Below are 25,557 nucleotides of genomic sequence, written 5' to 3'. Positions count from 1 at the left end.
GGGCAGGGGGGCAACGGACCATGAAGAAGAAATGCACGATTCTGGACGATTACCAGGAGGCGGCCTTGCGCTGCGGGGATTGGAGCCGCCTGTCGGACAGGATCGAGCTGTCGGTGCTCGCCGAGCATCATGATCGTGCGGACGAGCTGGCAGAGCTGCTCCGGGACGAGGAGATCATCGTCATCATGCGGGAGCGCACGCCGTTCCGCGAGGAGCTGCTGGCGCGCCTGCCCAAGCTCAAGCTGCTCGTCACGACCGGCATGCGCAACGCCTCGATCGATCTCGAGGCGGCCGCGCGGCTCGGCATCGCGGTGAGCGGCACGCGCGGCTCGTCGGAAGCTCCGATCGAGCTCACCTGGGCGCTGCTGCTCGGGCTCGCCCGCCACATCCGCGCCGAGAACGACGCGCTGCGCAGCGGCGGCCCATGGCAGAGCACGATCGGCTCCGACCTGAGCGGCCGCACGCTCGGGCTGCTCGGCCTCGGCAAGATCGGCTCCCGGGTCGCCGAGATCGGACTCGCCTTCGGCATGGACGTGCTCGCCTGGAGCCCGAACCTGACCGCCGAGCGCGCCGAGGCGGCCGGGGCGGAGCTGGCCGCCTCCAAGGAGGAGCTGCTGAGGCGCAGCGATTTCGTCTCGGTGCATCTCGTGCTGGGCGACCGCACCCGCGGCTTGATCGGAGCGGACGAGCTGGGGCTGATGCAGCCCCATGCCTTCCTCATCAATACGTCCCGCGGGCCGATCGTCGACGAGCCGGCGCTGATCGAGGCGCTGCGCATGGGCCGTATCGCCGGCGCGGGGCTGGACGTGTTCGACGTCGAGCCGCTGCCGGAGGACCATCCTTTCCGGACGCTGCCCAACGTGCTGGCGACGCCGCATATCGGCTACGTGACGGAGCGCAATTATCGGCTCTATTTCGAGGACGCGGTCGAGGACATCGAGGCCTGGCTCGACGGCGCTCCGATCCGGCTGCTGCAGCCGTACGGCGCTTGAAGCGGACGGGCTCCTCATCTTCTGCTGGCTCCCGATTCAAGCCGGCTCCAAAGCCAGCCATGCGGCTTCAAACCCGTAAAGCGTCGCCTTCCCATTGAGGAGGGCGGCGCTTTTTTTTCTTCGAACCGTTGACAGCCGAGTGTATGATGCGCATAATACAGTTAGAACGTGTATGAACTACGTAGTACACACACTTAGAAACGAGGTGTGAGATGAGCATCGACGAATGGCCGGAGCTGGCCATGAACAGCCGCGATCCGGTCTACCTGCAGGTCGTGCGGCATTTCAAGGAGCTGATCGCGACCGGCTGGCTGCAGGCGGGACAGAACGTGCCTTCGCGCAGGGAGCTGGCGGGGCGGATGAAGATCAATCCCAACACGGCGCAGAAGGCGTACAAGGAAATGGAGGAACAGCAATTGATCGTCACGGAAGGCAATTCTCCCAGCCGGATCACAAGCGATGCGAAGACGCTGAAAAGCATCCGCTCCGAGCTGCTCGGCGAGGCGGTCCAGGCGTTCGTCGAGTCGGTGCGCCGTCTGGACGCTCCAGTGGAGGAGCTGGTCGAGCTGGTGCGCGAGAAGTACGTTCAGCCCGAGGCTGCGGCGGAACCGAGAGGAGGCGGTCCCAAGCCATGATCGAGGTCAGCGACATCCGCAAGAAATACCGGCGCAAGCAGGTGCTGGGCGGCGTTTCGTTCCGTGCGCAGAAAGGGCAGATCACGAGCCTGATCGGCCTGAACGGCGCCGGCAAGTCGACGGTGCTGAAGGCCATCATGGGCCTGACGCCGATCGACGGCGGCAGCATCCGGATCGGCGGCAAGGCGATCTCGCCCGCCGTCTACAACACGATCGCCTTCATTCCCGATCGGCTGACGATGCCGGGCTCGATGAGGCTGCGCGACGGCCTGCAGCTCATGGCCGATTTCTATCCGCGCTGGAATTCGGCGAGAGCGGAGGATTTGATGAGCTTTTTCCGCCTGGAGCGGGGGGAGAAGATCGGCCGCCTGTCCAAAGGCACGGCGATGAAGTTCAACCTCGTGCTCGGCATGGCGCAGGACGTCGACTACGTGCTCATGGACGAGCCGTTCTCCGGTATCGACCTGTTCAGCCGAGAGCTGATCGCCGAGGTGTTCACGAGCCAGCTCGTGGAAGACCGGGGCGTGCTCATCACGACGCATGAGATCGGCGACATCGAGCATCTGATCGACCACGCGGTGCTGCTGGATCGAGGACGCGTCGTCCGCGACTTCGACTGCGAGCAGATGCGCGAAGACGAGGGCAAGTCGGTCATCGACGTCATGAGGGAGGTGTACCAGGGATGAAAACGAACCTGATTACGCTGCTCAAGCTGACGGATCTGGAAATCCGCCGGTTCCGCGCCGTCTTGCTCGGCTTGATGGCGCTCGTCGCGCTGATTCAGCTCGGGGGACTGTCCAGCATCATGGCCCGGCAGCTCGCCTTGATCGAGAACACCATGGAGCAGAGCGGATCGTCGCTTGAGGAGTTCCTTCAGTACAATGCTCCGCTGTCTTTGCCTGGGCTGCTCAATCAGATGGACGGCGTCACGGGCGCCGCGATCGCCAGCTGCATCGTCGTCATCGCCGCCTGCGTCTTTTTCATCTGGTATCGGGATTGGTTCGGCCGCGCCGGCTTCGCCGCTCGGCTGCTCATGCTGCCTCATCCGCGCTTCCTGCTCTATCTGTCCAAGCTGGCGGCGATCCTGACGTTCGTGTTCGTCCTGTTCGCGTGGCAGATCGTCATCGTCTCCGGACAGATGATTCTGTACCACGTCCAGGTGCCGGAAAGCCTGCGATTGACGAGCACGCTCGTCGATTCCATCCGCAGCGCGGATCTCGTCCTCTTCATCCCCGTGCGGCTGACGGAATTCCTGCTGACGTACGGAGTCGGCATCGTCATCGTGCTGCTGCTGTTCACGACGGTGCTGCTGGAGCGCAGCTACCGGTTCAAGGGTCTGCTCGGCGGAATCGCCGGCACGGCGGCCGTGTTCGTCCTGCTGGCGTGGCTGTGGGGGACAGCCGATTCGCCGAACCCCTTTCTTTACCCTACCGAGCTTCTGGCGCTCTTCGTCGGCGCGCTGCTCGCGAGCGCGGCGCTTGCCCTCTGGCTCGGCTGGCGGCTGCTGCGCGGCAAGGTCTCGGTCTAAGGAGGAGCTATGAAAAGATACGGATACAGCATTGGACTCGCGGCGCTCAGCGCGCTTGTCTTGATCGGATATGCGGCCGCAGTCGCGGCGGATCGAAAGCCGCCGTACCGGCTGGCCACAGAGTCGGGGGACGCCGCCGTCATGGACGGCTTCGTGCTGGAGGGACTCGGCGCCCGCTTGACGGCAGACGGCGGCAGGGAGCGGACCGGAAGCCGGTTCCTCAGCATGCCGTTCCATGACTTGATGGACCCGGACCATTATTTTTCCGAGCGCAACGAGCTCATTGTCGCCCATCGATCCTTCATGAAAGGCCATCAGAACGACGACTCGTACTATCGGGACGACGAGACGGTCATCGGAGCCGACGTGGACGAGAATCGCTCGATGATCGACGTGCGCCTGCTGGACCGAGCGAGCGGCGGCGTCCGCACATTCGAGCTGCCGCTCCAGCTTCCGGCAGGCACGCAGCGATCCTTCATTTCTTCCTATGACCGGAGCATCGTGGACGTTCAGCTGGAGAACGGGCGGATCCATCTGCTCGTTCGCGGCAATTACCCGCCGGCAAGCGCCGGACAGACGCTGAGGATCTACGAGGACCATATCGTCGACAGCGCCTCCGGCGAACGAGTCGACACCGTTGAAGTTTTCCGCAGCGTGCCGGAAACCGAGCTGTCGCTCGAGACGACCGTGGGCCTGATTGACGAGGTGCGTCCGATGGACGGCTCCGGCATCGTCATGCTGAATGTGAAGCGGCTCAAGCATGACGACGGGGCGGAAACCGAGCGCGCGCAGCAGCCGATCCTCAAGGAATGGCGGCTCATCGGCTACGACTACGCCAGCGGCGAGACCTGGGACCTGCCCAAGGCGGGCCTTGATGTCATCAAGCGAGGACTGGAGCCCCGCCTGCACGAGGGCAAGCTGTATGCCTTCAACGAGCATGTGGAGAAGACAGTCATCCACTTCCTCGATTCGCGTACGGGCGCTGCGGCAGCCGAGCCGCTGGCGCTCGAGCAGTCCGCCACCAAGCAGCGCAGCGTACGGCTGCAGGGCGGCCTGATTTACGACAGCTTCCATTCCGAGATCAGGCCGACGGTCGCCGTCTACGACGAAGCTTCCCGCCGAGTCGTCTACCGTGGCGGCGTCGAGCAGACCGACCCTCGGTTCGAAAAGGTCCGCTTCCAGTACTTCACGTTTAATTATTATGGAAAATGAGCCGTCCTTCGGACGGTTGCCGGGGCTATTCGGCCCCGGTCTTTTTTTTGCCCGCCCGATGCTCCAGAAAATCCCTTCCGGCGCTTGACTGAAGGCGTTTGCAGGTGGCTGCGAGGGAACTTGAGCGGTGCTCGCGGCAGGAATAAAAATGAAGCCCGAGGAGATAATGCTTATTAATGTTTCTCCTTGGGAGGTAGTCACGTTGACCCGAAATAAAGTCGAGATCTGTGGAGTGGATACCGCCAAACTCCCCGTCCTAACCAATGTGGAAATGAGAGAGCTGTTCACCGCTCTTCAAACGAAAAACGAGTGGTCGGCCAGAGAGAAACTCGTAAATGGAAACCTGCGGCTTGTACTCAGCGTCATCCAGCGGTTCAACAATCGCGGAGAGTTCGTGGACGATCTGTTCCAGGTCGGCTGCATCGGGCTGATGAAGGCCATCGATAATTTTGACCTCGGCCAGAACGTCAAGTTCTCGACCTATGCCGTGCCGATGATCATCGGCGAGATCCGGCGCTATTTGCGGGACAACAATCCGATCCGCGTCTCCCGTTCCCTGCGCGACATCGCCTACAAGGCGCTGCAGGTGCGCGACGCGCTGACGAACCAGAATTCCCGCGAGCCGACGATCTTCGAGATTTCCGAGGCACTCGGCGTGCCCAAGGAGGATGTCGTGTTCGCGCTCGACGCGATCCAGGATCCCGTCTCGCTGTTCGAGCCGATCTACCACGACGGGGGCGATCCGATCTACGTCATGGATCAGATCAGCGACGACCGCAACAAGGACGTCGGCTGGATCGAGGAGATCGCGCTTCGCGAGGCGATGCACAAGCTCGGCCAGCGCGAGAAGATGATTCTATCCATGCGCTTTTTCGAGGGCAAGACGCAGATGGAGGTCGCCGACGAGATCGGCATCAGCCAGGCTCAGGTGTCGCGGCTCGAGAAGTCGGCCATCCAGCAGCTGCAGAAGCATGTGAAGACCTAAAGGAGCGATTCAGAACTCAAAGGGCGCCGATCGGCGCCTTTTTTTCCGTGCCCGGAGGGCTGTTCGTCTCGTCCGGAACATATACATGAAAGGGACCTTACACCATCCTAGGACGGGAAGTGCGCCGCATGATTATGAAAATCTCCGACTTTCAGACGAAGGATGTCATCAATATCGTCGACGGAAAGCGTCTGGGCCAGATCACCGACATGGAGATCGACCTTCGTCAGGGGCGGATCGAATCGATCGTCGTGCCGCATTTCACGAAGTTTTTCGGCATGTTCGGCAACGGAACCGAGCTCGTCATCCCCTGGCGCAACATCGTCAAGATCGGAGCCGACGTCGTGCTCGTGCGCATGGAGAATACCGGCGCGAAGACCTATCTGGAGGACGACGACATCCAGGTGAAGCCGCTGCAGCGGCGGGAGCCGTAGCGGGGACGGCGCGGCCCGTGCTACACTAGACGACGAGGTGAGATTCGGATGGAGCCGTTCGTACAGCGACATAGACGGGATGAGGCGAAGGAGGCTTCGCTTTTTTTATTGGAGTCTTGGGTAAAGGAAAAGGACGGCTTGACGGCCGGCTTCACGGGAAGAAGCGGCGGGGCAAGCGGCGATGCCTGGGCATCGCTCAACCTCGGCCTGCATGTCGGCGATCGCGACGAGGACGTCATCGAGAACCGTCGCCGGCTGATCGATGCTCTCGGCTGGCCGGAGCAGTCGTTCGTCTGCGGCGAGCAGGTGCACGGCTGCGCGGTCCAGGCGGTCGGTGCGGCGGACGGGGGCCGGGGCTTGACGAGCCGTGCCACGGCCGTGCCGGACACCGACGCGCTCATGACCGATGAGCCCGGCGTGCTGCTCGTCTCCTTGTATGCCGACTGCGTGCCGCTTTATTTCTGGGATCCGGTCCGGGAGGCGGTCGCGCTGGCCCATGCGGGCTGGAAAGGCACTGTGCTCGAGATCGCCCACCGCATGGTCGAGGCGATGGGGGAGCGCTACGGCAGCATGCCGGCGGACATCCGCGCGGCGATCGGCCCCTCGATCGGCAGCTGCTGCTACGAGGTGGATGAACCGGTGCTCGCGCGCGTCCGGCCGCTGCTCGCAGAGCTGGCGGAGACGGGAGTCGTCCCGCTGGCCGAGGCGATCGAGATGACGTCGCCGGACCGCGGCCGGCTCGACTTGAAAGAGCTGAACCGACAGATTATGATAAAAGCAGGAATTTTGCCGACGCATATCGAATGTTCGGAGTGGTGCACCGGCTGCCGGACCGACCTGTTCTTCTCCCACCGGATGGAGGGAGGGGCGACGGGACGGATGGCGAGCTGGATCGGCATGAAGGGCAGGTGACGCCGATGTCGCTCCAGGAGCGCAAGGCAGAGGTAGATCGAAGGATCGCGGAGGCGTGCCGCCGCGCAGGGAGGGATCCCCGCGAGGTCGGCGTCATCGCGGTCACCAAGTATGTATCGCTCGAGCGGACGCGCGAGGCGCTGGCGGCAGGTTGCCGCCAGCTCGGAGAGAACCGCTGGCAGGACGCCCGCGCCAAGTGGGAGGCCCTGGCGGAGGAATACGGAGCGGAGCGGGCAGGAACTGGGCCCGAGTGGCATTTCATCGGCTCGCTGCAGACCAACAAGGCCAAGGACGTCGTAGGAAAGTTTACATACATCCACTCGCTGGACAGGCTCTCCTTGGCGGAGGCGATCGACCGCAAGGCCGCCTCGCTCGGGATCGAGGTGCCTTGCTTCATCCAGGTCAACGTTTCCGGCGAGGCGTCCAAGCACGGCTTGGAGCCGGCCGGACTGGAGGAGCTGGCGAGAGGACTGCGCGATTATCCGCGCGTCCGTCCGATCGGCTTGATGACGATGGCGCCGCATGAGGAGGAGCCGGAGGCGACCCGACCGGTATTCCGGCGGCTGCGGGAGCTGAGGGACGAGGCCAACGCTCGGGAGTGGTTCATGGAGCCGCTGGCCGAGCTGTCGATGGGCATGTCCAACGACTTTGAGATCGCGATTGAAGAAGGCGCCACCCGGGTGCGGCTCGGAACCGTCCTGGTGGGCCATGAGGAGGAGCGTGTGTGAAGGTGATGAATCGATTCATGAATTTCCTCGGCCTGCAGGACGAGGAAGAGATCATCGAGCGCGAGACCGTGCAGCACCAGGAGGAGCAGGAAGTTGAAACCTCTCCTTCGGAGATGCGTAAGCAATCCAAAGGCAGCAACATCGTCAGCATCCATTCCCAGAAAAACATGCGGGTCGTGCTGAACGAACCGCGTTCTTACGACGAAGCGCAAGAGATCGCGGACCATCTGCGCAACCGGCGCTCGGTCATCGTGAACCTGCAGCGCGTCCGTACCGATCTTGCCGTGCGCATCGTGGATTTCCTGAGCGGCACGGTCTACGCGCTGAACGGACATATTTCCAAGCTCGGTCCAAATATTTTCTTGTGCACGCCGGATTCGGTCGATGTTCAGGGCACCATAACGGAAATGCTAGCAGACGAAGACTTCAGAAAAAGATGAGGTGACCTAACCGTTGGGATTCGACTACGTCCGTCTCATCGACACGCTTGAGACGATCTACAGCTTCATGATTATCGGCTATATTCTGCTCTCCTGGCTGCCCAACGCGCGCGAGAGCTTTATCGGCGAGTTTCTGGGCAAGCTGGTCGAGCCCTACCTGAGCATCTTCCGCCGCTTCATCCCGCCGATCGGCGGCATGCTCGACATCAGCCCGATCGTCGCTCTGTTCGCGCTTCGTTTCGTCGCGTACGGCCTGATCGGAGTTCTGGACTTCCTGATCGGGCGCTAGATCATGTCCGGTTTCTACGATCATTTCCTTCCGGAAGAGCGTCCCTTCGTGGACCGCGTGCTGGAATGGATCGAGCGGTCCGCGGAGCTTCATGAGCTCAAGCGGACCGATTTTTTGGATCCGCGCCAGCAGAGCATCCTGCAGTCGCTCGCCAATCGCGAGCCCGCGGTGACGATCCGTCTCGACGGCGGCTATGAGGGCGCGGAGCGCCGTCGCGCGCTCATCGCTCCCGAGTATCGTTATCTGGAGGCGGAAGACATCGCCATCGTCGTGCTGGATATCGAGGCTCCTTCCGGCGGGCGGCTGGAGCTCGACCACGGCGATTACCTCGGCGCGGTGCTTGGCCTCGGCATCAAGCGAGACCGGATCGGCGACATCCACGTGGGCGAGGAGGGCGCGCAGCTGCTCGTGGCCGCGGACATCGCGGACTTTCTCAACGTCCATCTGCGCCAGGTCCACCGGGTGAACGTGCTTACTGCCGCCAAGCCGCTGGAGTCGCTGCGGCCCGTCGCCGTGGAGATGGACGAGCTGACGTTCACCGTCGCCTCGCTGCGGCTTGACGGCATCGCCAGCGACGTCTATCGGATCAGCCGGAGCAAGATCGTCGATCCGATCCGCGCGGGACGATGCCGCGTGAACTGGCGCACCGAGGAGGACCCGTCCAAGCCGCTGCGCGAAGGGGACGTCGTCTCCATCCAGGGGCTGGGGCGGTTCAAGCTGCTCGAGGTCGACGGCGTCACCAAGAAAGGCCGCATTCGCGTGCGCGCGGGCAAATACGTCTAGCAGCAAACGGCGCCAAACTGGCGTGTCGATGACCCCGCCGCTCCGATCCAAGGCGGGAGTCATCCTTTTTTTTACAGGATGAAGGCTCTGTTGAAAATGGCGTCTTCTGCCGATAGTAGAAGTGACGTCTTTTTTTTCGCGGCATGTGAATTTTGCAGGAATATGCCTTTACCTGTCGAAATCAATAAGCCACACCATGGACGGCCCAGACATCAGGAATCCAACCAAGCAGGAGGTGCCCCAATGCCGCTGACGCCATTGGACATACATAACAAGGAGTTCGGCCGGAGACTTCGCGGGTATGACGAGGACGAGGTCAACGAGTTCCTCGATCAGGTCATCAAGGATTACGAGGCGCTGATCCGGGAGAACAAGGACCTGCAAAACCAGATCCTCAACCTGCAGGAAAAGCTGAACCATTTCGCGAATATCGAAGAAACGCTCAGCAAGACGATCATCGTGGCGCAGGAAGCGGCCGACGAGGTCAAGGGCAATGCCAAGAAGGAAGCCCAGCTCATCATCAAAGAAGCGGAGAAGAATGCGGACCGCATCGTCAACGATTCGCTTATGAAGTCGCGCAAGGTGAGCCTCGAGGTCGAGGAGCTCAAGAAGCAGGCGTCCATTTATCGGACGCGGTTCCGCACGCTCGTCGAGGCGCAGCTGGAGCTGCTGTCCCAGGACGGCTGGGACAAGCTGGAGAGCGCGTCGAGCACGTTGTCGATCGAGCATTCGAGTCGCTGAGTTCAACTGCATAGGAGCAGCTACGGGAAGCACCCGTTCGCACAAGCAAGACGCGGACGGGTGTTTTTTGCCTTTTTTCTGGATTTGATTTCCTTGAAGTCGTGTCCATGGTTCTCCGATCTGCCGATAAAGGAGGAGGAGCGAAGGGAATACACAAGCTTTTGAAGCCCAAATGATTTTCCAAGCGGCAAGCAAGCCGACCGCATATAGAAACTAGCAGAGAAAGGTGAGTGGGAGAAGATGAAAAACTCAAAAGCATGGATGGCAAAGGCAAGATGGACTGAACGGGCCGGGAGGACAAAAAAAGCGGGACTTAAAGCTGTTTCAAGCGTCGCTGCTTTGTCTGTCTTGGCCGGGAGTGGGTTCGTCTTTGCTGATCGTGCCTACGCGGGCTTCGACTATACGGTCATCAAGCCGAAGGTGCAGGTAGAGGTGCTGTACAACGCGAGAAAAATCGAGACTCCTGGAGGCAAAGCGCAGCTCAAAGACGGGTCCGTATTCGTGCCGATCCGGGCCGTATCGGAGACCTTAGGAGCCAAGGTGGCTTATTCGGGGAAAGACGTTACCATCACTAAGGAAGGCAGGAAGATTCAGCTTACCATTGGAACGAAGCGAGTCGTTGTGAATGATAAACCTCTGTCAGGCATCGGGGCATCGTTTATCTCTGCGGGCTCAACGATGGTCCCGATTCGGGCGATCTCGGAGAGCTTCGGGGAGGCGGTAGAGTGGGATAGCACGAATCAGTTTGTTTGGATTGGTAATAAGGATGTCCCGAAGATGGAAAGTCTCAGTACACCAATCAAAGGAAAAGACTTTAGTGCGTACATTGAAAAATCAGCCTATCTGTTTATGAATCCATTTAAAGAGGGCGAGTACGTCGATATCTATAAATTGTCGAAGAAAGACCTTCCTGTAAACGTAGGTGGAACGATTTATTTCAGAATGGAGAAGACAGTAAGTACGAAGGGGGAAAAATTTTTGGCGGTTTATTCCACATATCGCGGAAATTTTCCAATGATATTCTCTTTTTTGGACAGTGGGAAAAAAGGTAGAAGCCGAGGAGAAGTAAAAGCTATGCGAACTCTTGGAGACAAATCAGTAGTTGCTTATTTCCCAGAACTGGCTTCCGCAGATAAACTAAATGTTGGGGACTACTCGTGGAATGATTTCTCTGTTAAAAATCCTGAATATGTATTCTTTCAAATGTCTATGAATACCTCTGCTTTTGTTATTGCCAATCCTTGGAAATAAATAGAGGTGGAAAAGGTGAAATGGCTGTCAAAGTTGATTGTGGTAGCAATTATATTAAACCTTTTGCCGTTATACTCACCCACTATAGTAAGCGCCGATATTGACGGTAGCGCTAATATTCAACCTGTATATAATGCTCAAAAGAATAAGTGGTATGGGGTAGGGTTCCTTTCTTACGAAGTTATGTCTAATTCAGCAGGAACATGGAACGGTCAGGATAAGCCGGGAGGTACGAATCGAACAATTAGTGACGTATATAAATTTTCCTTTCCCGGACGTTCAATAAAGGCTGTCTACGTATTTCCTTTCGCGTATTCGGGAGAAAATGCGAGTTATTTCGATAACTCTCGTATGGATATTAAAAACGGGAGTAAAGACGATCCCAACTTAAGAAATTGGGCATTTTATTCTCGTTATGTCCCTGTAACGAAAGATAGAAGTGGAACACCTTCTAGGACAAATGTTAAGGGTATAGGTAGTTCTACAGTAACTTTCGACCTTATAGTTATTGGCGATCTTGACTCTCCAGAGCATTACGATTCTAGAATAATGGACGGCTCTTGTGCTTCGTGTGGTAACGGAGTCGAAGCCTACAAGTACTTCTTCCCTGTCCTCTTCGAGTTCGAACTCGACGGACAAGTCAACGTCAATCATTATCTGACGGACGGAACTAAAATCAATGATGTCTTCCCTGCACAAAGTTATCGGATGAATGTAGGAAACCAATATCCTACCGGAAGTCCACCGGCGCATGCAGAGTACGAATACGTGGGAAACAAGAAAAGTACAACGGGTGATGCGCCTGTAGGCGAAATCATGCCGGGCAGTCCAAGCAAGTTCACGTATAATGGACTGTTCGACACGTACAACTTGAACCTCTATTACAAGAAAAAAACGTCAAGCGGAGATCCAGCAGCGGGCGAAGTAAACATCCGACATATGGTTCGAGCCGGTCCGACGGGAGCTTACGTCACCAAAAACGAGGAGAGCTTAGAAGTTTCTCCGCTTCCTTACTCGAACACGTATCCTGCCACGACGAGTTACGGCACCTTGGTTGGATCTAATCTTTCGAATACGGCTTTTGACTCTACCCCGACGAGCAAGCCGGATCAACAAGTGCATTTGACAAAAGCCGTTCCTAAAGCATACCTCTCCTTCTTCTACGAGGAAGCGTCTAAAAGTTTCACGGGCGATTTTGACGTCATAAAACCGGAAATTGCTTATCGGGACACCTTTTCTTTGAAACCGAAAGACTTTGTCCTCAACAAATGTACTTATGTTTCTCATACCTGGGAGATTAAGCAAGGGATGTTCACGTATACAAGCCCGGCGTACTACAACTATTCCTCAGAGACGTCGTATCCGTTCGAGAAATGGCCGTCCCTTCTAGGTGTCGGCACTTTCCAGGTCTACATGATTCTCAAGACCAGCTGTGGGGAAGCTGAGGTCGGCCCCAAGACGTTGACCATTACCGGGCCGGCCAAGAATAACCCGCCGGTCCTTAAAATCGGATGGATCGACCCTTCCGGCGATCCGACAAAACCAGTCTCCTCCACGCCTCAGAATGAACGCCTGACCCTGAGCGTGCTCAGCCTTTCGGATCCCGACCAGGGGGACAGCGTGACGTTTGAAGGCTACGACTTCTCCGGAAGCACCAGTGAATGGATTCGGAATTTGCCGAACCGATTCGGCGGTGAAACGATGATGTGGGAGTACCCGAACGTCACGATGGATCAGAATGGATTCTACTCCATCTGCGCCACCGTCCGTGACCAGTGGGGGGCTACCGGCAGCGGATGCGCCAGCATCAATGTCGTGCCGCCGAATCCGATTCCGGTCATCAATGGCCCATTACAAATTCGTGAAGACCGGCCCTATTCCCCTAAGTTTGACGGCAATAATAGCTACAGTCCGATCAAAGGGAGGACCATCGACCATGCTCGGGACGAGTGGTCTGGCGTAAGAGAAATCTACGACACGCCGGGCGAGTACAAGATCAAGCTGGATGTCTATGACAACTTAGGCTTGAAGTCGCTTCAACCTGCTGAAAAGATGCTTACCGTCTTGGAAGACATGCCTCCGGTACCGAAGCTTGAGTTCCCGAGTCCCGCTCTGCGGAATTCAAGCGTCTCGTTCAAAAACACCAGCTACTCTCCGGACGGAGACGCCATCGTGGTACACCAAGTCGCGTATCGGTACGATGCGAATAACGACGGAAACTACTCGGAACCCGAAGTCGCCATCACCATGGGAGCAGACAAGACGTTTGACTTCAAAGGGGCTAAAGTCGGCCGGTATCGATTCAAAGTGTTTGTCAAAGAAGATTACGGCAAGGAAGCCACGGGCTACTTTAACTTTGAAGTCATCAACGATGCCCCGCAGGTATCGTTCGACGTCACGTCCGAAAGCTTGGAGCCTGAGCCGCTCGTATCGGTGCCGATCAGCGCGAAAACGATGGCAGAGGATCGGACCAAGTGGGGCAACAGCAACTTTGGAGCCGACACGAAACTCTCTTCCTGGGCCTATAATCCAGCGAATGGAGCTTTGGCTGCCCCATGGGCGACGTTCAACCGGGCGGAGCTCTTCATGGTTGGAAGTGACGGGTATCCCCGTACCGTGCGCAGCAATCCCATCGAAGATCGATACTACACCGGCTACATGCAGTCAGCCCTATTATCTGGAGGCGTCACGGCCATCGCGAGCTATGACAAAAACACGTACAAGTATTTGTACGAATTTTATCGGGATGGGGTGAAAATCGGCAGCCGAACGGGAGTAGAAGGAATCGTCGCCGTTGACTTGTACACGGGCATCGTCCACACCCGGCTGCATGGCGATGACAAAAAACTTAGAAGCTACTACGCCGATTCCTTCCTCAATCCTGCCGGAACTCCGTTTGCCATACGGGGAGAAATCTATGCCAACGGCAAATGGTTCAAGGTCGATTACCCTACAGTTTTGGGAACGACGCCGAACTTGAATGCAGGCAGCTTGCCGACAGTCTTTTCCGACCATCTCTACTACTATGCAGAGTACCAGAACAGCAGCAACGGAACTCCACTAAAAACCTCGTACACCTGGGACGGAGGGAAAAGCGAAAAGCGGTGGTACAACAACACCGAGTATGAGCATAACTATCTTCTCGGAGCCGAATCCATTGTCGCCGGGAGCGTCGATAAAGACATGAACTATGTCACATCGTCGTATCCAACCTTCTCCAGCTCCTCGCATGCCTACTATAGCCGAAATCTGGAAAGCGACACGGATACGTATCAGTCTCTTATCCGGGTGCCATCGTACGATCGCATCTTCGTCACTTTCGACGGGAAGTGGGTCGTAACCAACACGGGTGTCTATGATCGGAAACATCCCTACTCCTACTCGGATCCAATCACGAGCTTTGACTACGGGAGCCGCATCATGCACGTGGCAGATACGAACTACGCCTTGCTGGATAACTTCGAGCGAGGAGCGAGGCTGATTCGAATCCAGGATAACGGAACGGCAACGACCATCCGAGAATACCCTCAACTGAAACTCATTTATAGCAACATTCGAATCGATAATCAGAACAACTTCATTTTTCAAGACCAGGGTACGCTATACAAGATCAGCACGTCCGATTTCTCGCTTACGCAGCTGGCATTCGTAGGGGATTACGCCATGCCGATCAATAACGGAGCTTTTTCGGTTGCAACCAGCGATCGCCGAACGGAAGTGTATGCGCCTCGAGAAAGCCGACCGGAAGGAGGTTATATCTCCTCTCACAACCAGCTACTCGGACAAACGAGGATGAAGAACGTCTCCTACAGCTTCAAAATGGAGCTCAACATGTCGGCTCCGCCGTATCTCTACTCGGGCTATTCGTTCCACGCGCAGGACAACCGGAACATGTACCGCGTCGAGGTCAACCATAGCTCCGTCAGCCTCGTTCGAGTCGGCGGGGGAACAAGGAAGGTGCTTCAAAGCGCATCCTATCCGGTTAACCTGGCCCAGAAATATGCGTTCAAGATTCAAGTTCTCGACGGGAAGATCAAGGTCTATGTGGACGGCACGCCTGTCATCGACATCAATGAGACCTATTACACCGAAGGGAAATTCGGGCCGTTCGCCGAGATTCCCAAAACGGAATTTTACCAGGCGAGCTATACGGATCTGACACCGATCAGTACGGCGACGATACTGAATGGCGTAGGCCTCGTGGGGAGACCGCTGCTCTATACGATCCGGAACACGGACACGGAGAACGACCCGCTGATTAAGGATCTGACGTCCTGGAAGTACGTCCAGCTGGCGCAGAAATTCCTCGATGCCCAGGACGGGAAGTCGGGGGCTTCTGCCTTGAGCGGAAAGTGGCTCACCTCTCCGGCCGCAGTCATTGACAAGGTAGGGCTGTACCGGATCAGCTACAAGTCCAAGGATGATCCACATTCCGATTATCTGTATCCCAAGATGGACTTTGACGAGTACCGCAAGGAAAGCAACGAATCGGTACGCGATGTCATCATTCACCGGCCGCCGATCTCTGACTTCGACGTTTCTCTTGCTTCAAACGGGACGGTCCTATGGACGGATCGAAGCCGGGACCCCGATCGGTACCTGTCGAGCAGCCATTACTCGACCGAAGCGACGGGCATCGACTATTACCGGACCAAAGGCGTGCTTGAAAAGAAGTTCTACTACATCTCGCCCTCCGGCAAATTCGTGCGATCCAAGCTGGTGACGCCGAATGAGATCGGAGAGTATACTGTCGGCCTCGCGGTAAAGGACGAGTATGAGGCATGGAGCGACTACACCGAAAAGACCGTCTATGTGGGCACTCTACCGCAGCCGGACGAGCCTCCGCATGCCGGCTTCAACCTGAGCCACGCGACGACGTATCGAGGCGAGGAAATCCGCATCGATTCGACCGCGTGGGACAAAGAGGATGGAGTCCGCCAAAACCTGCTTCACGACTATTTCATCCGTAATCTGGATGGCGGAACCGAAATGATGGCTAGCCAGATCCGGACGACCTGGGCCAAGACATTCAGTACGATGGGCACCTTCCGGATTCGCCAGGTGGTGGAGGACAAGCTCGGTCAGATCGACACCGTTTCAAAGACGGTTCAAGTCGTCAATCGAATTCCAACAGCGACTATCTTTGTGCCCTCGTCTGCAGATCAGGCGAGGCCGGAAAAGCTGACCGAATTCCGTCCGAAATTCAAATGGACCTATGGCGATGCCGACAGCGATCCGCAAGCCAAATACCAGGTGAAGATCTACCAGTATGGAGGAACGATCCTGCATGATTCCGGCATTAAGAACGGGAAAGACGGAAGCTACATTTCCACTGTCGATCTTCCGGAATACACGAACCTCTATATCGTGGTTCGCGTCTTTGATGGATACGACTGGGGAGATAGCGACCCCAAGTTCTTCTACATCGAGACGAACCGCCCGCCGATCGCGGACTTCGACTGGACGCCGAAGCCGCTCTACGAAGGCGATCCGATACAGCTGCTCGACCGCTCGTCCGATCCGGACGGAGACGCGCTGACGGCGAAGTGGACCGTTCTCGACCCGTCGGGCCGGACGAGCGTGCATGCGTCTCCGCCGTTCGTCGAAAGGTCCTTGCCCGGCGTCTATCGGGTGACGCTGACGGTCAGCGACGGCAAGGCGGAGGCATCGGCAGTCAAGCCGATCTCCGTCGTGCCGCTCGGCCTGAGCGCGGATGTCGGCCATACAGCGGACTGGCAGGCGGTGCACGAACGGCTCGGCCACGAGACGTCGCAGCATCCGAAGGAGTTTTATGCCGGCGAAAAGCTGATCGTTCAAGGCTACCCCGTCCCGGCTCCGGTGCTGCAGGTGACGGCGAGCTTGACGGCGGGAGGCGGGCTGGACGCCCGCACGATCTTGAAGCCGGTGGCGGCGGACCGGCATTATGCGGGCGAGCTGCATCACGAGCGGTGGATCGATCTCAAGGGTGGATTGGCAAAAGGCGACTATACGATCCGCTTCGAGGTGCTGTACCGCAACGGCACCCGCAAGACGGCGGACGTGCCGATCCGCATCATCGGCTCGGCGCTCGGCGCCGCGGGCGTGCACCGCAAGCAATAGCATCCGGACCAGCCTCTTCCGCGCGCCCGGCGCCGGCCTCGCAGCTCGGCGCGGGACTCGGGTCGCAGGCTTGCCGAGCCTGGACGGTTGACACCTTTTGCCGGAATGAGGTATAACCTAGTATAGAAATGCCGATGATAGACGGACCATGAGCATAGCAACTTCATTGACGAGAACACGCGCCCTGCGGGAAAGATCCTCAGAGAGCCGGCCTAGAGCTGCAAGCCGGCGTTCGGAACCCAGACGTGCATCCTCTCCGAGAAGCGCCGCCGAATCGGCCGCTTCGGCCTCCGTGCCGGACGGTCCCAGTAAGCCGCGCCGGATGTCCTCCGTTACCGGGAACGCGGATTGCGCAGGTTCGATCCGCTGCCGAGGAACGCTCTCGCCGACGGCTGTCACCACGACAGGCCGGCGCCGATGCGTTCGAATCAGGGTGGTATCGCGAGTTCACGCTCGTCCCTTTCCAAGGGGCGGGCTTTTTTGTTTTTCCAGAGAGATTCCTTTTTCAAGAGCTTATTTTCCTAGAGGAGCGTGTAACGATGCAAAAAGTGGACGTGAAAGAAAAAGCCCGCGCGCGCGAGCTGCGCGTGCTGGACAAGTGGAGGACGGAGGACACGTTCAAGGCTTCCATCGAGAACCGCGCCGGCAAGCCGAACTTCGTGTTCTACGAAGGACCGCCGACGGCGAACGGCAAGCCGCATATCGGGCATGTGCTCGGGCGCGTCATCAAGGACTTCATCGGTCGCTACAAGACGATGTCCGGCTACCGCGTCGTCCGCAAGGCGGGCTGGGATACGCATGGCCTGCCGGTCGAGCTCGGCGTGGAAAAGGAGCTCGGCATCTCGGGCAAGCAGGAGATCGAGAACTACGGCGTCGAGGCGTTCGTCAAGAAGTGCAAGGCGAGCGTGTTCGAATACGAGCGTCAGTGGCGCGAGCTGACCGAGGCGATCGGCTACTGGACCGACATGGACGATCCGTACGTCACGCTCAAGAACAGCTACATCGAAAGCGTCTGGCACATCCTGTCCACGATTCACCAGAAAGGGCTGCTGTACCGCGGCCACCGCGTCAGCCCGTACTGCCCGTGCTGCCAGACGACGCTCAGCTCCCATGAGGTCGCCCAAGGCTACGAGGACGTCAAGGATCTCAGCGCCACGGTCAAGTTCCCGCTGGAGAACGGCGAAGGCCATCTGCTCGCCTGGACGACGACGCCGTGGACGCTGCCGGCCAATACCGCGATTGCGGTCAATCCGGAGCTCACTTATGTCAAGGCGAAGAAGGACGGCGAAGTGTACTTCGTCGCCGAAGCGCTCGTAGACAGCGTGTTCAAGGGTGACGACAAGCCGGAACTCGTCGGCAGCGTGAAGGGGGCCGAGCTCGTCGGCCTCGCCTACCGCGCTCCGTTCAACTACGTTCCGGTCGACAAAGGCCATATCGTCGTCGGCGCGGACTTCGTCAGCGACGCGAGCGGCACGGGCATGGTCCACATCTCCCCGGCGCACGGGGACGACGACTACAAGGCCGCGCGCAAGCACGGCATCAGCCTGCTCGCCGTCGTGAACAGCCAGGGACGCTACATCGACGAGGTGACGGATCTGGCCGGGCGCTTCGTCAAGGACGGCGAGGTCGACATCGAGATCGTCAAGATGCTGAGCGAAAAAGGGCTGCTCTTCTCCAAAGAGAAGTATGAGCACAGCTACCCGTTCTGCTGGCGCTGCAAGTCGCCGCTCCTCTACTACGCGACGGAGAGCTGGTTCATCGAGACGACCGCCGTCAAGGACCAGCTGATCGCGAACAACAGCGGCGTCGACTGGTACCCGGGCCATATCCGCGAGGGCCGCTTCGGCAAGTTCCTGGAGGATCTCGTCGACTGGAACATCAGCCGCAACCGCTATTGGGGTACGCCGCTGAACGTATGGGTGTGCGAGGCGACGGGCAAGGAGTACGCGCCGTCCAGCCTGGCCGACCTGCGCGAGCGCTCCGTGACGGAGCTGCCGGAGGACTTCGAGCTGCACAAGCCGTATGTCGACGAAGTGAAGCTGCGCAGCCCGTTCGCCGAAGGCGCGCTCATGACGCGGACGCCGGAAGTCATCGACGTCTGGTTCGACAGCGGCTCGATGCCGTTCGCGCAGCAGCACTATCCGTTCGAGAATGAAGACCGCTTCTCCGAGCAGTACCCGGCCGACATCATTTGCGAGGGCATCGACCAGACGCGCGGCTGGTTCTACAGCCTGCTGGCGGTATCGACGCTGTACAACGGCCAGGCGCCGTACAAGGCCGTCATCTCGACCGGGCACGTGCTGGACGAGAACGGCCAGAAGATGAGCAAGTCGAAGGGCAACGTCATCGATCCTTGGGAAATCATCGACGAGTACGGCACGGACGCGTTCCGTTGGTCGCTGCTGGCGGACAGCGCGCCGTGGAACAGCAAGAAGTTCTCGCGCGGCATCGTCGGCGAGGCGAAGTCCAAGGTCATCGACACGATCGTGAACACGCATGCGTTCTTCGCGCTGTACGCGGGCATCGACGGGTTCGACCCGGCTCAGCATCAGGGGCGCGCTTCCGCAGCCAAGCTGGACCGCTGGATCGTCTCCCGCCTCAACACCTTGGTGCGCACGGTCGTGACCGGCCTGGAGAGCTGGGACTTCCTCAACTCGGCCAAAGCGATCGAGGCGTTCGTCGACGAGCTGAGCAACTGGTACATCCGCCGTTCGCGCGACCGCTTCTGGGGCAGCGGCCTGACGGACGACAAGCTGGACGCCTACGCGACGCTGCGCGACGTGCTGCTGACGCTCTCCCGCCTCATCGCGCCTTATGCGCCGCTGCTCGCGGAGGACGTCTACGGCAACCTGGGCGGCAAAGGGAGCGTGCATCTCGCCGATTATCCGGCGGCCGACGAATCGGCCATCGACGCCGAGCTCGAGCGCGACATGGAGACGGCCCGCACGATCGTCGAGCTGGCGCGCAACGTGCGCAACGAGACCGGCATCAAGACGCGCCAGCCGCTGTCCGAGCTGATCGTTTCGCTGAGCGGCGAATTCGCGCTCGCCGACTATGAGGAGATCATCAAGGACGAGATCAACGTCAAGGCGATCCGCGTCGAGGACAGCGACAGCGGCTTCGTCGACTTCTCCCTCAAGCTGAACCTCAAGGTCGCGGGCAAGAAGTTCGGCAAGAACGTCGGTCCGATCCAGGGCTATCTCAAAGGACTGAACGCGGACGGCGCGCGCGCGATCGTGACGGGCGGCAGCTTCGCCTTCACGTCGCCGGACGGCGAGGACGTGACGGTGGCGCTCGACGAGCTGCTTGTGGAGAAGCAGGCCAAGTCGGGCTTCGCCTCCGCATCCGGCGGCGGCGTGACCGTGGCGCTCAATACCGACATCACGCCGGAGCTCGAGCGGGAAGGCCTGGTGCGCGAAGTCATCCGCGCCGTGCAGGATACCCGCAAGAAGCTCGACCTGCCGATCGAGAAGCGGATCGATCTCGTGCTCGACGCCGACGACGCATTGACCGCGGCGCTGCAGGAGAACGACCAGCTGCTCCAGAGCAGCGTGCTGTTGAGCAGCCTCAGCTACGGACGCGAGGACGGCATGGAGCGCGTGCAGCTCGGCGAGCGCTCGCTCGGCCTGCTGATCCGCGGCTGAGTCGAGTCGCGCGGGACGCAGCGGACGCGAAGGCGGCTTGCCCGCTGAGGCCGTGCAGACAAAAGGCTCCTTTCTCCCGGACGGACGGGGAGAGAGGAGCCTTTTTGCCGCGAATTCCCCAGCTTTTTCCGGGACATACTAGCCGGGACACGATGCGCCGGCCCGAGCGGCCGGGCAGCAGCGGAAGGAGGAACGGCATGGGCGAAGACCATCGGAGGAACAAAGCGAGCGAGCAGGAGCGGATCAGCCTGCTTCAAGACCGTCTGGAGAAAATCGCCGCCGATCTGGAGCGGTCCCAGATGGCGGAGTACGTCGACCTGCTCAACCGGCCCTGGAAGCTGATCCGGCGGAATCTGGTCGCGGGCGTCTCGCGGGGCGTCGGCTACGCGATCGGCATCGCGTTCTTCACGACGGCGATCCTCTACCTGCTGCAGGCGCTCGGACAGCTCAACCTGCCGATCATCGGCGACTACATCGCCGACCTCGTGCGCATCGTGCAGATCCAGCTGGAGGGCAAGCAGTATTGAGGCGCCGCTTCAGTCGGACGGCAGCTCTTCTCCCTGGCCGCTGTCCATGTAATGCTTGTACTCCCGGTTGCGCACGACGGTCACATGGCGGCCGGTAATGTCCGTCGCAAGGAAGCTTTCGATGTCCTCGACATATCCGACGTTCTCCTCGGACTCGATGCCGATGCTCTGATAGCTGTCTCCCGGCACCTCGTCCATAGCGGGAGATGTCGACGTCCCCCAGCGCTCGACGGTCTGCCAGGCATCCTCGCCGTCGAAGCCGGGATCGTCCTTGCCGTCGCGGTCGGAATCGCCGAACGGCGGGTTCAGCACCGCTTCCTCGGCCGGGCGGCGGTGGGACGTATGCTGGCGCGGCGAATGCTGGATGCAGTAAAGCGTATCGGGAAGAGCCGACAGCCGTCCCTCCGGAATAACCTCGCCGCAGGCCGCGCAGCGGCCGTAGCTGCCGTCCACGATAGCGGCGAGAGCGGCATCGATCCGCTCGCGGTGCAGGTCCATCTGCTCCTGGAGCGCGATGTCCTTGCCGCGCTCGAACATTTCCGTCGCCACGTCGGCGGGATGATTGTCGATCGTGCTGAGCTCGCCGGTCTCGTCGCGCAGCGACTCCTGCAGGCCGTCGTGATCGGACTCCACGTCGCGCCGGATCAGCTCCTCGCGCTGCCGGAGCAGTCTTTGCTTCATCCGGCCGATAAAAGCGGAAGAATGAGTCATGTCGCACACACCTTTCGGCAGCCGTGCAGGCTGCGAGGGAACTGGGATTGCTGATGTTAGTGTGGACGACTTGCAGCCGGATTACAGATGGGGGTGTCTGGAAGCCGGAGATTCGAAAGATGCAGATCGAACCCCTGTGGAGGCCCTCCCGATCCCTTGCCGACCTTGCTCGGATGCCAGCCTCGCAACCTGTCCGCCAAGCGGCGCGAGGCCGGCTCCGGAGCCGTCCGCGAGCGCTGGCTCCGCCCGGAACGGTTATGCTACAATGAGACGGACGAGGAGGGAAAAGCTTGAAGGTCAAGGGGTATTCATACGTGGTGGCGCTGGTCGCCATCTTGCTCGACCAGATCACCAAGATCATCATCATGAACCGGCTCGAGCTCTACGAGCAGATCAAAGTCATCGGAGATTTCTTCATCATCACTTCCATCCGCAATACGGGAGCGGCCTTCAGCATGCTGGAGGGAAAGCAGATGTTCTTCCTCATCATCACGCCGATCGTCGCGGCGGGCATCGTCTGGTACATCCACCAGCAGCGCCGTTCCGGCAACGTCTGGCTGCTGACCGCCCTGGGGCTCGTACTCGGCGGAGCTCTCGGCAATTTCATCGACCGGCTGCTGTACGGGCATGTCGTCGACTTCCTATCCTTCAATTTCGGCTCCTATTCGTTCGCGGTGTTCAACATCGCCGATGCGGCGATTACGGTCGGCGTCATCATGATCATCATCGACACGCTGCGGGAAGACCGCCGCGCGCGGGCGGCGGCCAAGGCCGGCCGCGATCCGGAGCAGCCGAAGGAAATCCTGCATACAGAGGACTGATTTTTCCCCATGACATTTCAAGACAGCCATCATGAAGCCGCCGCCGAGCAAGACGACGAGCGGCTGCTCGAATGGACGGTCGCGCCGGAGCAGGCGGGCCAGCGCATCGACAAGTTCATCACCGACCAGCTCGCCGATCCCGCGGTCTCGCGCACGCAGGTCCAGGACTGGATCGCTGCGGGAGCCGCATCGGTGGGCGGCCGTGCCGTCAAGGCGAACTATAAGCTCGCCGCGGGCGACTCGCTCGCCGTGACGGTGCCGGAGCCCGAGGACGCGGCGATCGTGCCGGAGGACATCCCGCTCGACATCGTGTATGAGGACTCCGACGTCATCGTCATCAACAAGCCGCGGGGCATGGTCGTGCATCCGGCCCCGGGGCACTCCGGCGGTACCGTCGTCAACGCGCTCATGCATCATTGCCGCGACCTGTCCGGCATCAACGGCGTGCTCCGGCCCGGCATCGTGCACCGCATCGACAAGGACACGTCGGGCCTGCTCATGGCCGCCAAGAACGACCTGGCCCACCTATCGCTCGCCGAGCAGCTCAAGGAGCACAGCGTGACGCGCAAGTATGTCGCGCTCGTGCACGACAACCTGCATCACGACATCGGCACGATCGACGCGCCGATCGGACGGGACGACAAGGACCGCAAGATGTTCACCGTCACGACCAAAGGGAGCAAGCATGCGGTGACCCATTTCCAAGTCATCGAGCGGCTGGGCGACTATACGCTGGTCGAGCTGCAGCTGGAGACGGGACGGACCCATCAGATCCGCGTCCATCTCAAGTACATCGGCCATCCGCTCGCGGGCGATCCCGTCTACGGCCGCAACAAGACGGTCGCGTTGGGCGGACAGGCTCTCCATGCGGCCGCGCTCGGCTTCACCCATCCGCGCACGGGCGAGCGGCTCGAGTTCGAGGCGCCGATCCCGGCGGACATGCAGCATGTGCTGACGAGCTTGCGCAACCGCTGATGGCAGCCGACCCGCGCCAGGGCGTTCCGTCCGGCGGACGATGCGAATAATGCAAATTTTTCGCGCAATGTTCCATTAGCACGGCAAGCGCCTTGCGCTATGCTGAAACAGGCTGCAACCGCGCGCCATGGCCATTCGGACAGAGGCCGCGCCAGCACGAACCCCCCATGACCCGGGCGCGCCTTCTCGCTCCCGGGTCCATTCATGACAACGAAAGGGGATCCGATCCCATGACATCGATCAATTCGAACTACCTGAACCTCCAGGGCAGCTACCTGTTCTCGGAAATCGCCAAGCGGCGCACGAAGTTCATCCAAGACAACCCGCAGGCCGAGATCATCAGCCTCGGCATCGGCGACGTGACGCGCGGCCTGCCGGAAGCCGTCACCAAGGCGATGCACGCCGCCGTCGACGAGCTGGCCGTGCCGGGCAGCTTCCGCGGCTACGGTCCGGAGCAAGGCTACGACTTCCTCATCAATGCGATCATCGAGCACGACTACAAGGCGCGCGGCGTCGATATCGCCTCCAACGAAGTTTTCGTCAGCGACGGCTCCAAATGCGACGTCGGCAACATCCAGGAGATTTTCAGCCAGGATGCCGTCGTCGCCGTGCAGGATCCGGTCTATCCGGTCTATGTGGACACCAACGTCATGGCAGGCCGCTCCGGCTCGTTCAACAGCGAGCTGGGCCGCTACGAGAACATCGTTTATCTCGACTGCACGGCGGAAAACGGCTTCAAGCCGTCGCTGCCGGACCGCAAGGTCGACCTCATCTACCTCTGCTACCCGAACAACCCGACCGGCATGACGCTGACGAAGGACGAGCTCAAGGTATGGGTCGACTACGCGCGCGAGAACAGCTGCCTCATCCTGTTCGACTCGGCGTACGAGTCGTTCATCACCGAAGCCGACGTGCCGCACAGCATCTATGAAGTCGAAGGAGCGCGCGAGGTCGCGATCGAGTTCCGCAGCTTCTCCAAGACGGCCGGCTTCACGGGCGTCCGCTGCGCGTACACCGTCGTGCCGCGCGAGCTGAAGGGCCTCGACAAGGACGGCAACTCCGTCGTCATCAACGACCTGTGGAACCGCCGCCACACGACCAAGTTCAACGGCGTGTCCTACGTGACCCAGCGCGGCGCCGAAGCGATCTATTCGCCGGAGGGCAAGGAGCAGATCCGCAGCCTCGTCGACTACTACATGACCAATGCCGGCATCATCCGCGACGGCCTTGCATCGCTTGGCCTGGATGTATTCGGCGGCGTCAACGCGCCGTACATCTGGCTCAAGACGCCGAAGGGCCTCGACTCGTGGGCGTTCTTCGACAAGCTGTTGTCGGAGGCCAACATCGTCGGCACGCCGGGCGTCGGCTTCGGCCGCAGCGGCCAGGGCTACTTCCGCCTGACGGCGTTCGGCAGCCGCGAGAACACCGAAAAAGCGGTGGAGCGCATCCGCGGCCTCAGCCTCTAACATGCAGCCAAACGAGCCAGTCCGCCACGCGGGCTGGCTTTTTGTTGACTGGGGGATTGCCCTTTCGCGGAGAAGGTGTTATTATTATTCAGTAAGTTGAATATTAATTCACTATCTCCAAGGAACAGGGTTAGGGTTGACTTCGTCGACCCCGCATGGGATAATCGTTACCGATAACGGCAGTACCTTTAACTCAGTCCAGAGAGGCTGGGAAGGTAGCGTGATACGTGCCGTCGTCGAAGAAGCTTGTCCGCGAGCTCGGAGTCCTTGCCTCCGCGCGGGGAATAGGCGCGTTCGCGCGCCTGCCCTCGCGGGATCGGGATCCGCCCGCTCGCTCTTCTTCAAGACGGCACATGCTTCTTTCCCTCTCCTTGCTGAGCGTTC

At 59.7% G+C, this 25,557-nt stretch carries 21 protein-coding genes; 20 read left to right on the top strand and 1 reads right to left on the bottom strand.

Annotated elements, in window-relative coordinates; all coding sequences use genetic code 11:
* The first annotated feature begins 20 nt into the window (after positions 1–20).
* From HGI30_RS13590 to HGI30_RS13510, 17 genes are all read left to right on the top strand, one after another.
* Positions 21–992: a D-2-hydroxyacid dehydrogenase family protein gene (locus tag HGI30_RS13590; protein ID WP_168908048.1), complete on the top strand. Its 972-nt coding sequence runs from the start codon at positions 21–23 to the stop codon at positions 990–992.
* 212 nt (positions 993–1,204) lie between these two features.
* Positions 1,205–1,627 carry a GntR family transcriptional regulator gene (locus HGI30_RS13585; protein ID WP_168908047.1) on the top strand — a complete coding sequence of 141 codons (423 nt, stop codon included), beginning with the start codon at positions 1,205–1,207 and terminating at the stop codon, positions 1,625–1,627.
* A complete protein-coding gene (locus HGI30_RS13580) occupies positions 1,624–2,313 on the top strand; it encodes an ATP-binding cassette domain-containing protein (RefSeq protein WP_168908046.1) in 690 nt (229 codons plus the stop codon). The genes HGI30_RS13585 and HGI30_RS13580 overlap by 4 nt, the downstream gene beginning before the upstream one ends.
* Entirely contained in the window at positions 2,310–3,155 is an 846-nt protein-coding gene (locus tag HGI30_RS13575) for a hypothetical protein (protein ID WP_168908045.1), read from the top strand. Before HGI30_RS13580 ends, HGI30_RS13575 begins: the two co-directional genes overlap by 4 nt.
* 9 nt (positions 3,156–3,164) lie before the next feature.
* Positions 3,165–4,367 (top strand): hypothetical protein, encoded by a 1,203-nt coding sequence (locus HGI30_RS13570; protein WP_168908044.1) that lies wholly within the window; start codon positions 3,165–3,167, stop codon positions 4,365–4,367.
* A 202-nt stretch (positions 4,368–4,569) separates the two neighbouring features.
* Positions 4,570–5,352 carry an RNA polymerase sporulation sigma factor SigG gene (sigG, locus tag HGI30_RS13565; protein WP_168908043.1) on the top strand — a complete coding sequence of 261 codons (783 nt, stop codon included), beginning with the start codon at positions 4,570–4,572 and terminating at the stop codon, positions 5,350–5,352.
* Between the two features lie 134 nt (positions 5,353–5,486).
* A complete protein-coding gene (locus tag HGI30_RS13560; RefSeq protein ID WP_168909881.1) occupies positions 5,487–5,786 on the top strand; it encodes a YlmC/YmxH family sporulation protein in 300 nt (99 codons plus the stop codon).
* Between the two features lie 48 nt (positions 5,787–5,834).
* Positions 5,835–6,698 (top strand): peptidoglycan editing factor PgeF, encoded by an 864-nt coding sequence (pgeF, locus tag HGI30_RS13555; protein ID WP_168908042.1) that lies wholly within the window; start codon positions 5,835–5,837, stop codon positions 6,696–6,698.
* Positions 6,699–6,703: 5 nt separating this feature from the next.
* Positions 6,704–7,426 (top strand): YggS family pyridoxal phosphate-dependent enzyme, encoded by a 723-nt coding sequence (locus HGI30_RS13550; protein WP_168908041.1) that lies wholly within the window; start codon positions 6,704–6,706, stop codon positions 7,424–7,426.
* On the top strand, positions 7,423–7,866 hold the full coding sequence (locus tag HGI30_RS13545) for a cell division protein SepF (protein WP_168908040.1): 444 nt from the start codon (positions 7,423–7,425) through the stop codon (positions 7,864–7,866). Before HGI30_RS13550 ends, HGI30_RS13545 begins: the two co-directional genes overlap by 4 nt.
* A gap of 13 nt (positions 7,867–7,879) precedes the next feature.
* Positions 7,880–8,155: a YggT family protein gene (locus tag HGI30_RS13540; RefSeq protein WP_101809334.1), complete on the top strand. Its 276-nt coding sequence runs from the start codon at positions 7,880–7,882 to the stop codon at positions 8,153–8,155.
* A 3-nt stretch (positions 8,156–8,158) separates the two neighbouring features.
* Positions 8,159–8,938, top strand: coding sequence for a YlmH family RNA-binding protein (locus HGI30_RS13535; RefSeq protein ID WP_168908039.1), 780 nt, complete (start codon positions 8,159–8,161; stop codon positions 8,936–8,938).
* Positions 8,939–9,181: 243 nt separating this feature from the next.
* Entirely contained in the window at positions 9,182–9,679 is a 498-nt protein-coding gene (locus tag HGI30_RS13530; RefSeq protein WP_028596996.1) for a DivIVA domain-containing protein, read from the top strand.
* 240 nt (positions 9,680–9,919) lie between these two features.
* Entirely contained in the window at positions 9,920–10,930 is a 1,011-nt protein-coding gene (locus HGI30_RS13525; protein WP_168908038.1) for a stalk domain-containing protein, read from the top strand.
* A gap of 768 nt (positions 10,931–11,698) precedes the next feature.
* Positions 11,699–17,029, top strand: coding sequence for a PKD domain-containing protein (locus HGI30_RS13520; RefSeq protein ID WP_168908037.1), 5,331 nt, complete (start codon positions 11,699–11,701; stop codon positions 17,027–17,029).
* A 539-nt stretch (positions 17,030–17,568) separates the two neighbouring features.
* Positions 17,569–20,673 (top strand): isoleucine--tRNA ligase, encoded by a 3,105-nt coding sequence (ileS, locus tag HGI30_RS13515; RefSeq protein ID WP_168908036.1) that lies wholly within the window; start codon positions 17,569–17,571, stop codon positions 20,671–20,673.
* Positions 20,674–20,870: 197 nt separating this feature from the next.
* Positions 20,871–21,200, top strand: coding sequence for a DUF5665 domain-containing protein (locus HGI30_RS13510; RefSeq protein ID WP_168908035.1), 330 nt, complete (start codon positions 20,871–20,873; stop codon positions 21,198–21,200).
* 9 nt (positions 21,201–21,209) lie between these two features.
* Here HGI30_RS13510 and HGI30_RS13505 read toward each other — a convergent pair whose 3' ends face one another.
* Positions 21,210–21,911: a TraR/DksA C4-type zinc finger protein gene (locus HGI30_RS13505; protein ID WP_168908034.1), complete on the bottom strand. Its 702-nt coding sequence runs from the start codon at positions 21,909–21,911 to the stop codon at positions 21,210–21,212.
* 290 nt (positions 21,912–22,201) lie between these two features.
* Between HGI30_RS13505 and lspA the strand changes: the two genes are divergently transcribed.
* From lspA to HGI30_RS13490, 3 genes are all read left to right on the top strand, one after another.
* Positions 22,202–22,732 (top strand): signal peptidase II, encoded by a 531-nt coding sequence (gene lspA / locus HGI30_RS13500; protein WP_168908033.1) that lies wholly within the window; start codon positions 22,202–22,204, stop codon positions 22,730–22,732.
* A gap of 9 nt (positions 22,733–22,741) precedes the next feature.
* A complete protein-coding gene (locus tag HGI30_RS13495) occupies positions 22,742–23,707 on the top strand; it encodes an RluA family pseudouridine synthase (RefSeq protein ID WP_168908032.1) in 966 nt (321 codons plus the stop codon).
* Positions 23,708–23,937: 230 nt separating this feature from the next.
* Positions 23,938–25,173 (top strand): LL-diaminopimelate aminotransferase, encoded by a 1,236-nt coding sequence (locus tag HGI30_RS13490; RefSeq protein WP_168908031.1) that lies wholly within the window; start codon positions 23,938–23,940, stop codon positions 25,171–25,173.
* Positions 25,174–25,557: the final 384 nt, after the last annotated feature.

Origin of the sequence: Paenibacillus albicereus (assembly GCF_012676905.1) — a bacterium.
Lineage (GTDB): Bacteria > Bacillota > Bacilli > Paenibacillales > Paenibacillaceae > Paenibacillus_O > Paenibacillus_O albicereus.
The sequence above is the reverse complement of the archived record's forward strand: the minus strand, read 5'-3'. Positions and strand labels throughout refer to the sequence as shown.

What these genes read in the sequence shown, in the direction of transcription:
- HGI30_RS13590 (WP_168908048.1), top strand. Translation starts at nt 21, where the DNA reads ATGAAGAAGAAATGCACGATTCTGGACGATTACCAGGAGGCGGCCTTG.
- HGI30_RS13585 (WP_168908047.1), top strand. Translation starts at nt 1,205, where the DNA reads ATGAGCATCGACGAATGGCCGGAGCTGGCCATGAACAGCCGCGATCCG.
- HGI30_RS13580 (WP_168908046.1), top strand. Translation starts at nt 1,624, where the DNA reads ATGATCGAGGTCAGCGACATCCGCAAGAAATACCGGCGCAAGCAGGTG.
- HGI30_RS13575 (WP_168908045.1), top strand. Translation starts at nt 2,310, where the DNA reads ATGAAAACGAACCTGATTACGCTGCTCAAGCTGACGGATCTGGAAATC.
- HGI30_RS13570 (WP_168908044.1), top strand. Translation starts at nt 3,165, where the DNA reads ATGAAAAGATACGGATACAGCATTGGACTCGCGGCGCTCAGCGCGCTT.
- HGI30_RS13560 (WP_168909881.1), top strand. Translation starts at nt 5,487, where the DNA reads ATGAAAATCTCCGACTTTCAGACGAAGGATGTCATCAATATCGTCGAC.
- pgeF (WP_168908042.1), top strand. Translation starts at nt 5,835, where the DNA reads ATGGAGCCGTTCGTACAGCGACATAGACGGGATGAGGCGAAGGAGGCT.
- HGI30_RS13550 (WP_168908041.1), top strand. Translation starts at nt 6,704, where the DNA reads ATGTCGCTCCAGGAGCGCAAGGCAGAGGTAGATCGAAGGATCGCGGAG.
- HGI30_RS13535 (WP_168908039.1), top strand. Translation starts at nt 8,159, where the DNA reads ATGTCCGGTTTCTACGATCATTTCCTTCCGGAAGAGCGTCCCTTCGTG.
- HGI30_RS13530 (WP_028596996.1), top strand. Translation starts at nt 9,182, where the DNA reads ATGCCGCTGACGCCATTGGACATACATAACAAGGAGTTCGGCCGGAGA.
- HGI30_RS13525 (WP_168908038.1), top strand. Translation starts at nt 9,920, where the DNA reads ATGAAAAACTCAAAAGCATGGATGGCAAAGGCAAGATGGACTGAACGG.
- ileS (WP_168908036.1), top strand. Translation starts at nt 17,569, where the DNA reads ATGCAAAAAGTGGACGTGAAAGAAAAAGCCCGCGCGCGCGAGCTGCGC.
- HGI30_RS13510 (WP_168908035.1), top strand. Translation starts at nt 20,871, where the DNA reads ATGGGCGAAGACCATCGGAGGAACAAAGCGAGCGAGCAGGAGCGGATC.
- HGI30_RS13505 (WP_168908034.1), bottom strand. Translation starts at nt 21,911, where the DNA reads ATGACTCATTCTTCCGCTTTTATCGGCCGGATGAAGCAAAGACTGCTC.
- HGI30_RS13495 (WP_168908032.1), top strand. Translation starts at nt 22,742, where the DNA reads ATGACATTTCAAGACAGCCATCATGAAGCCGCCGCCGAGCAAGACGAC.
- HGI30_RS13490 (WP_168908031.1), top strand. Translation starts at nt 23,938, where the DNA reads ATGACATCGATCAATTCGAACTACCTGAACCTCCAGGGCAGCTACCTG.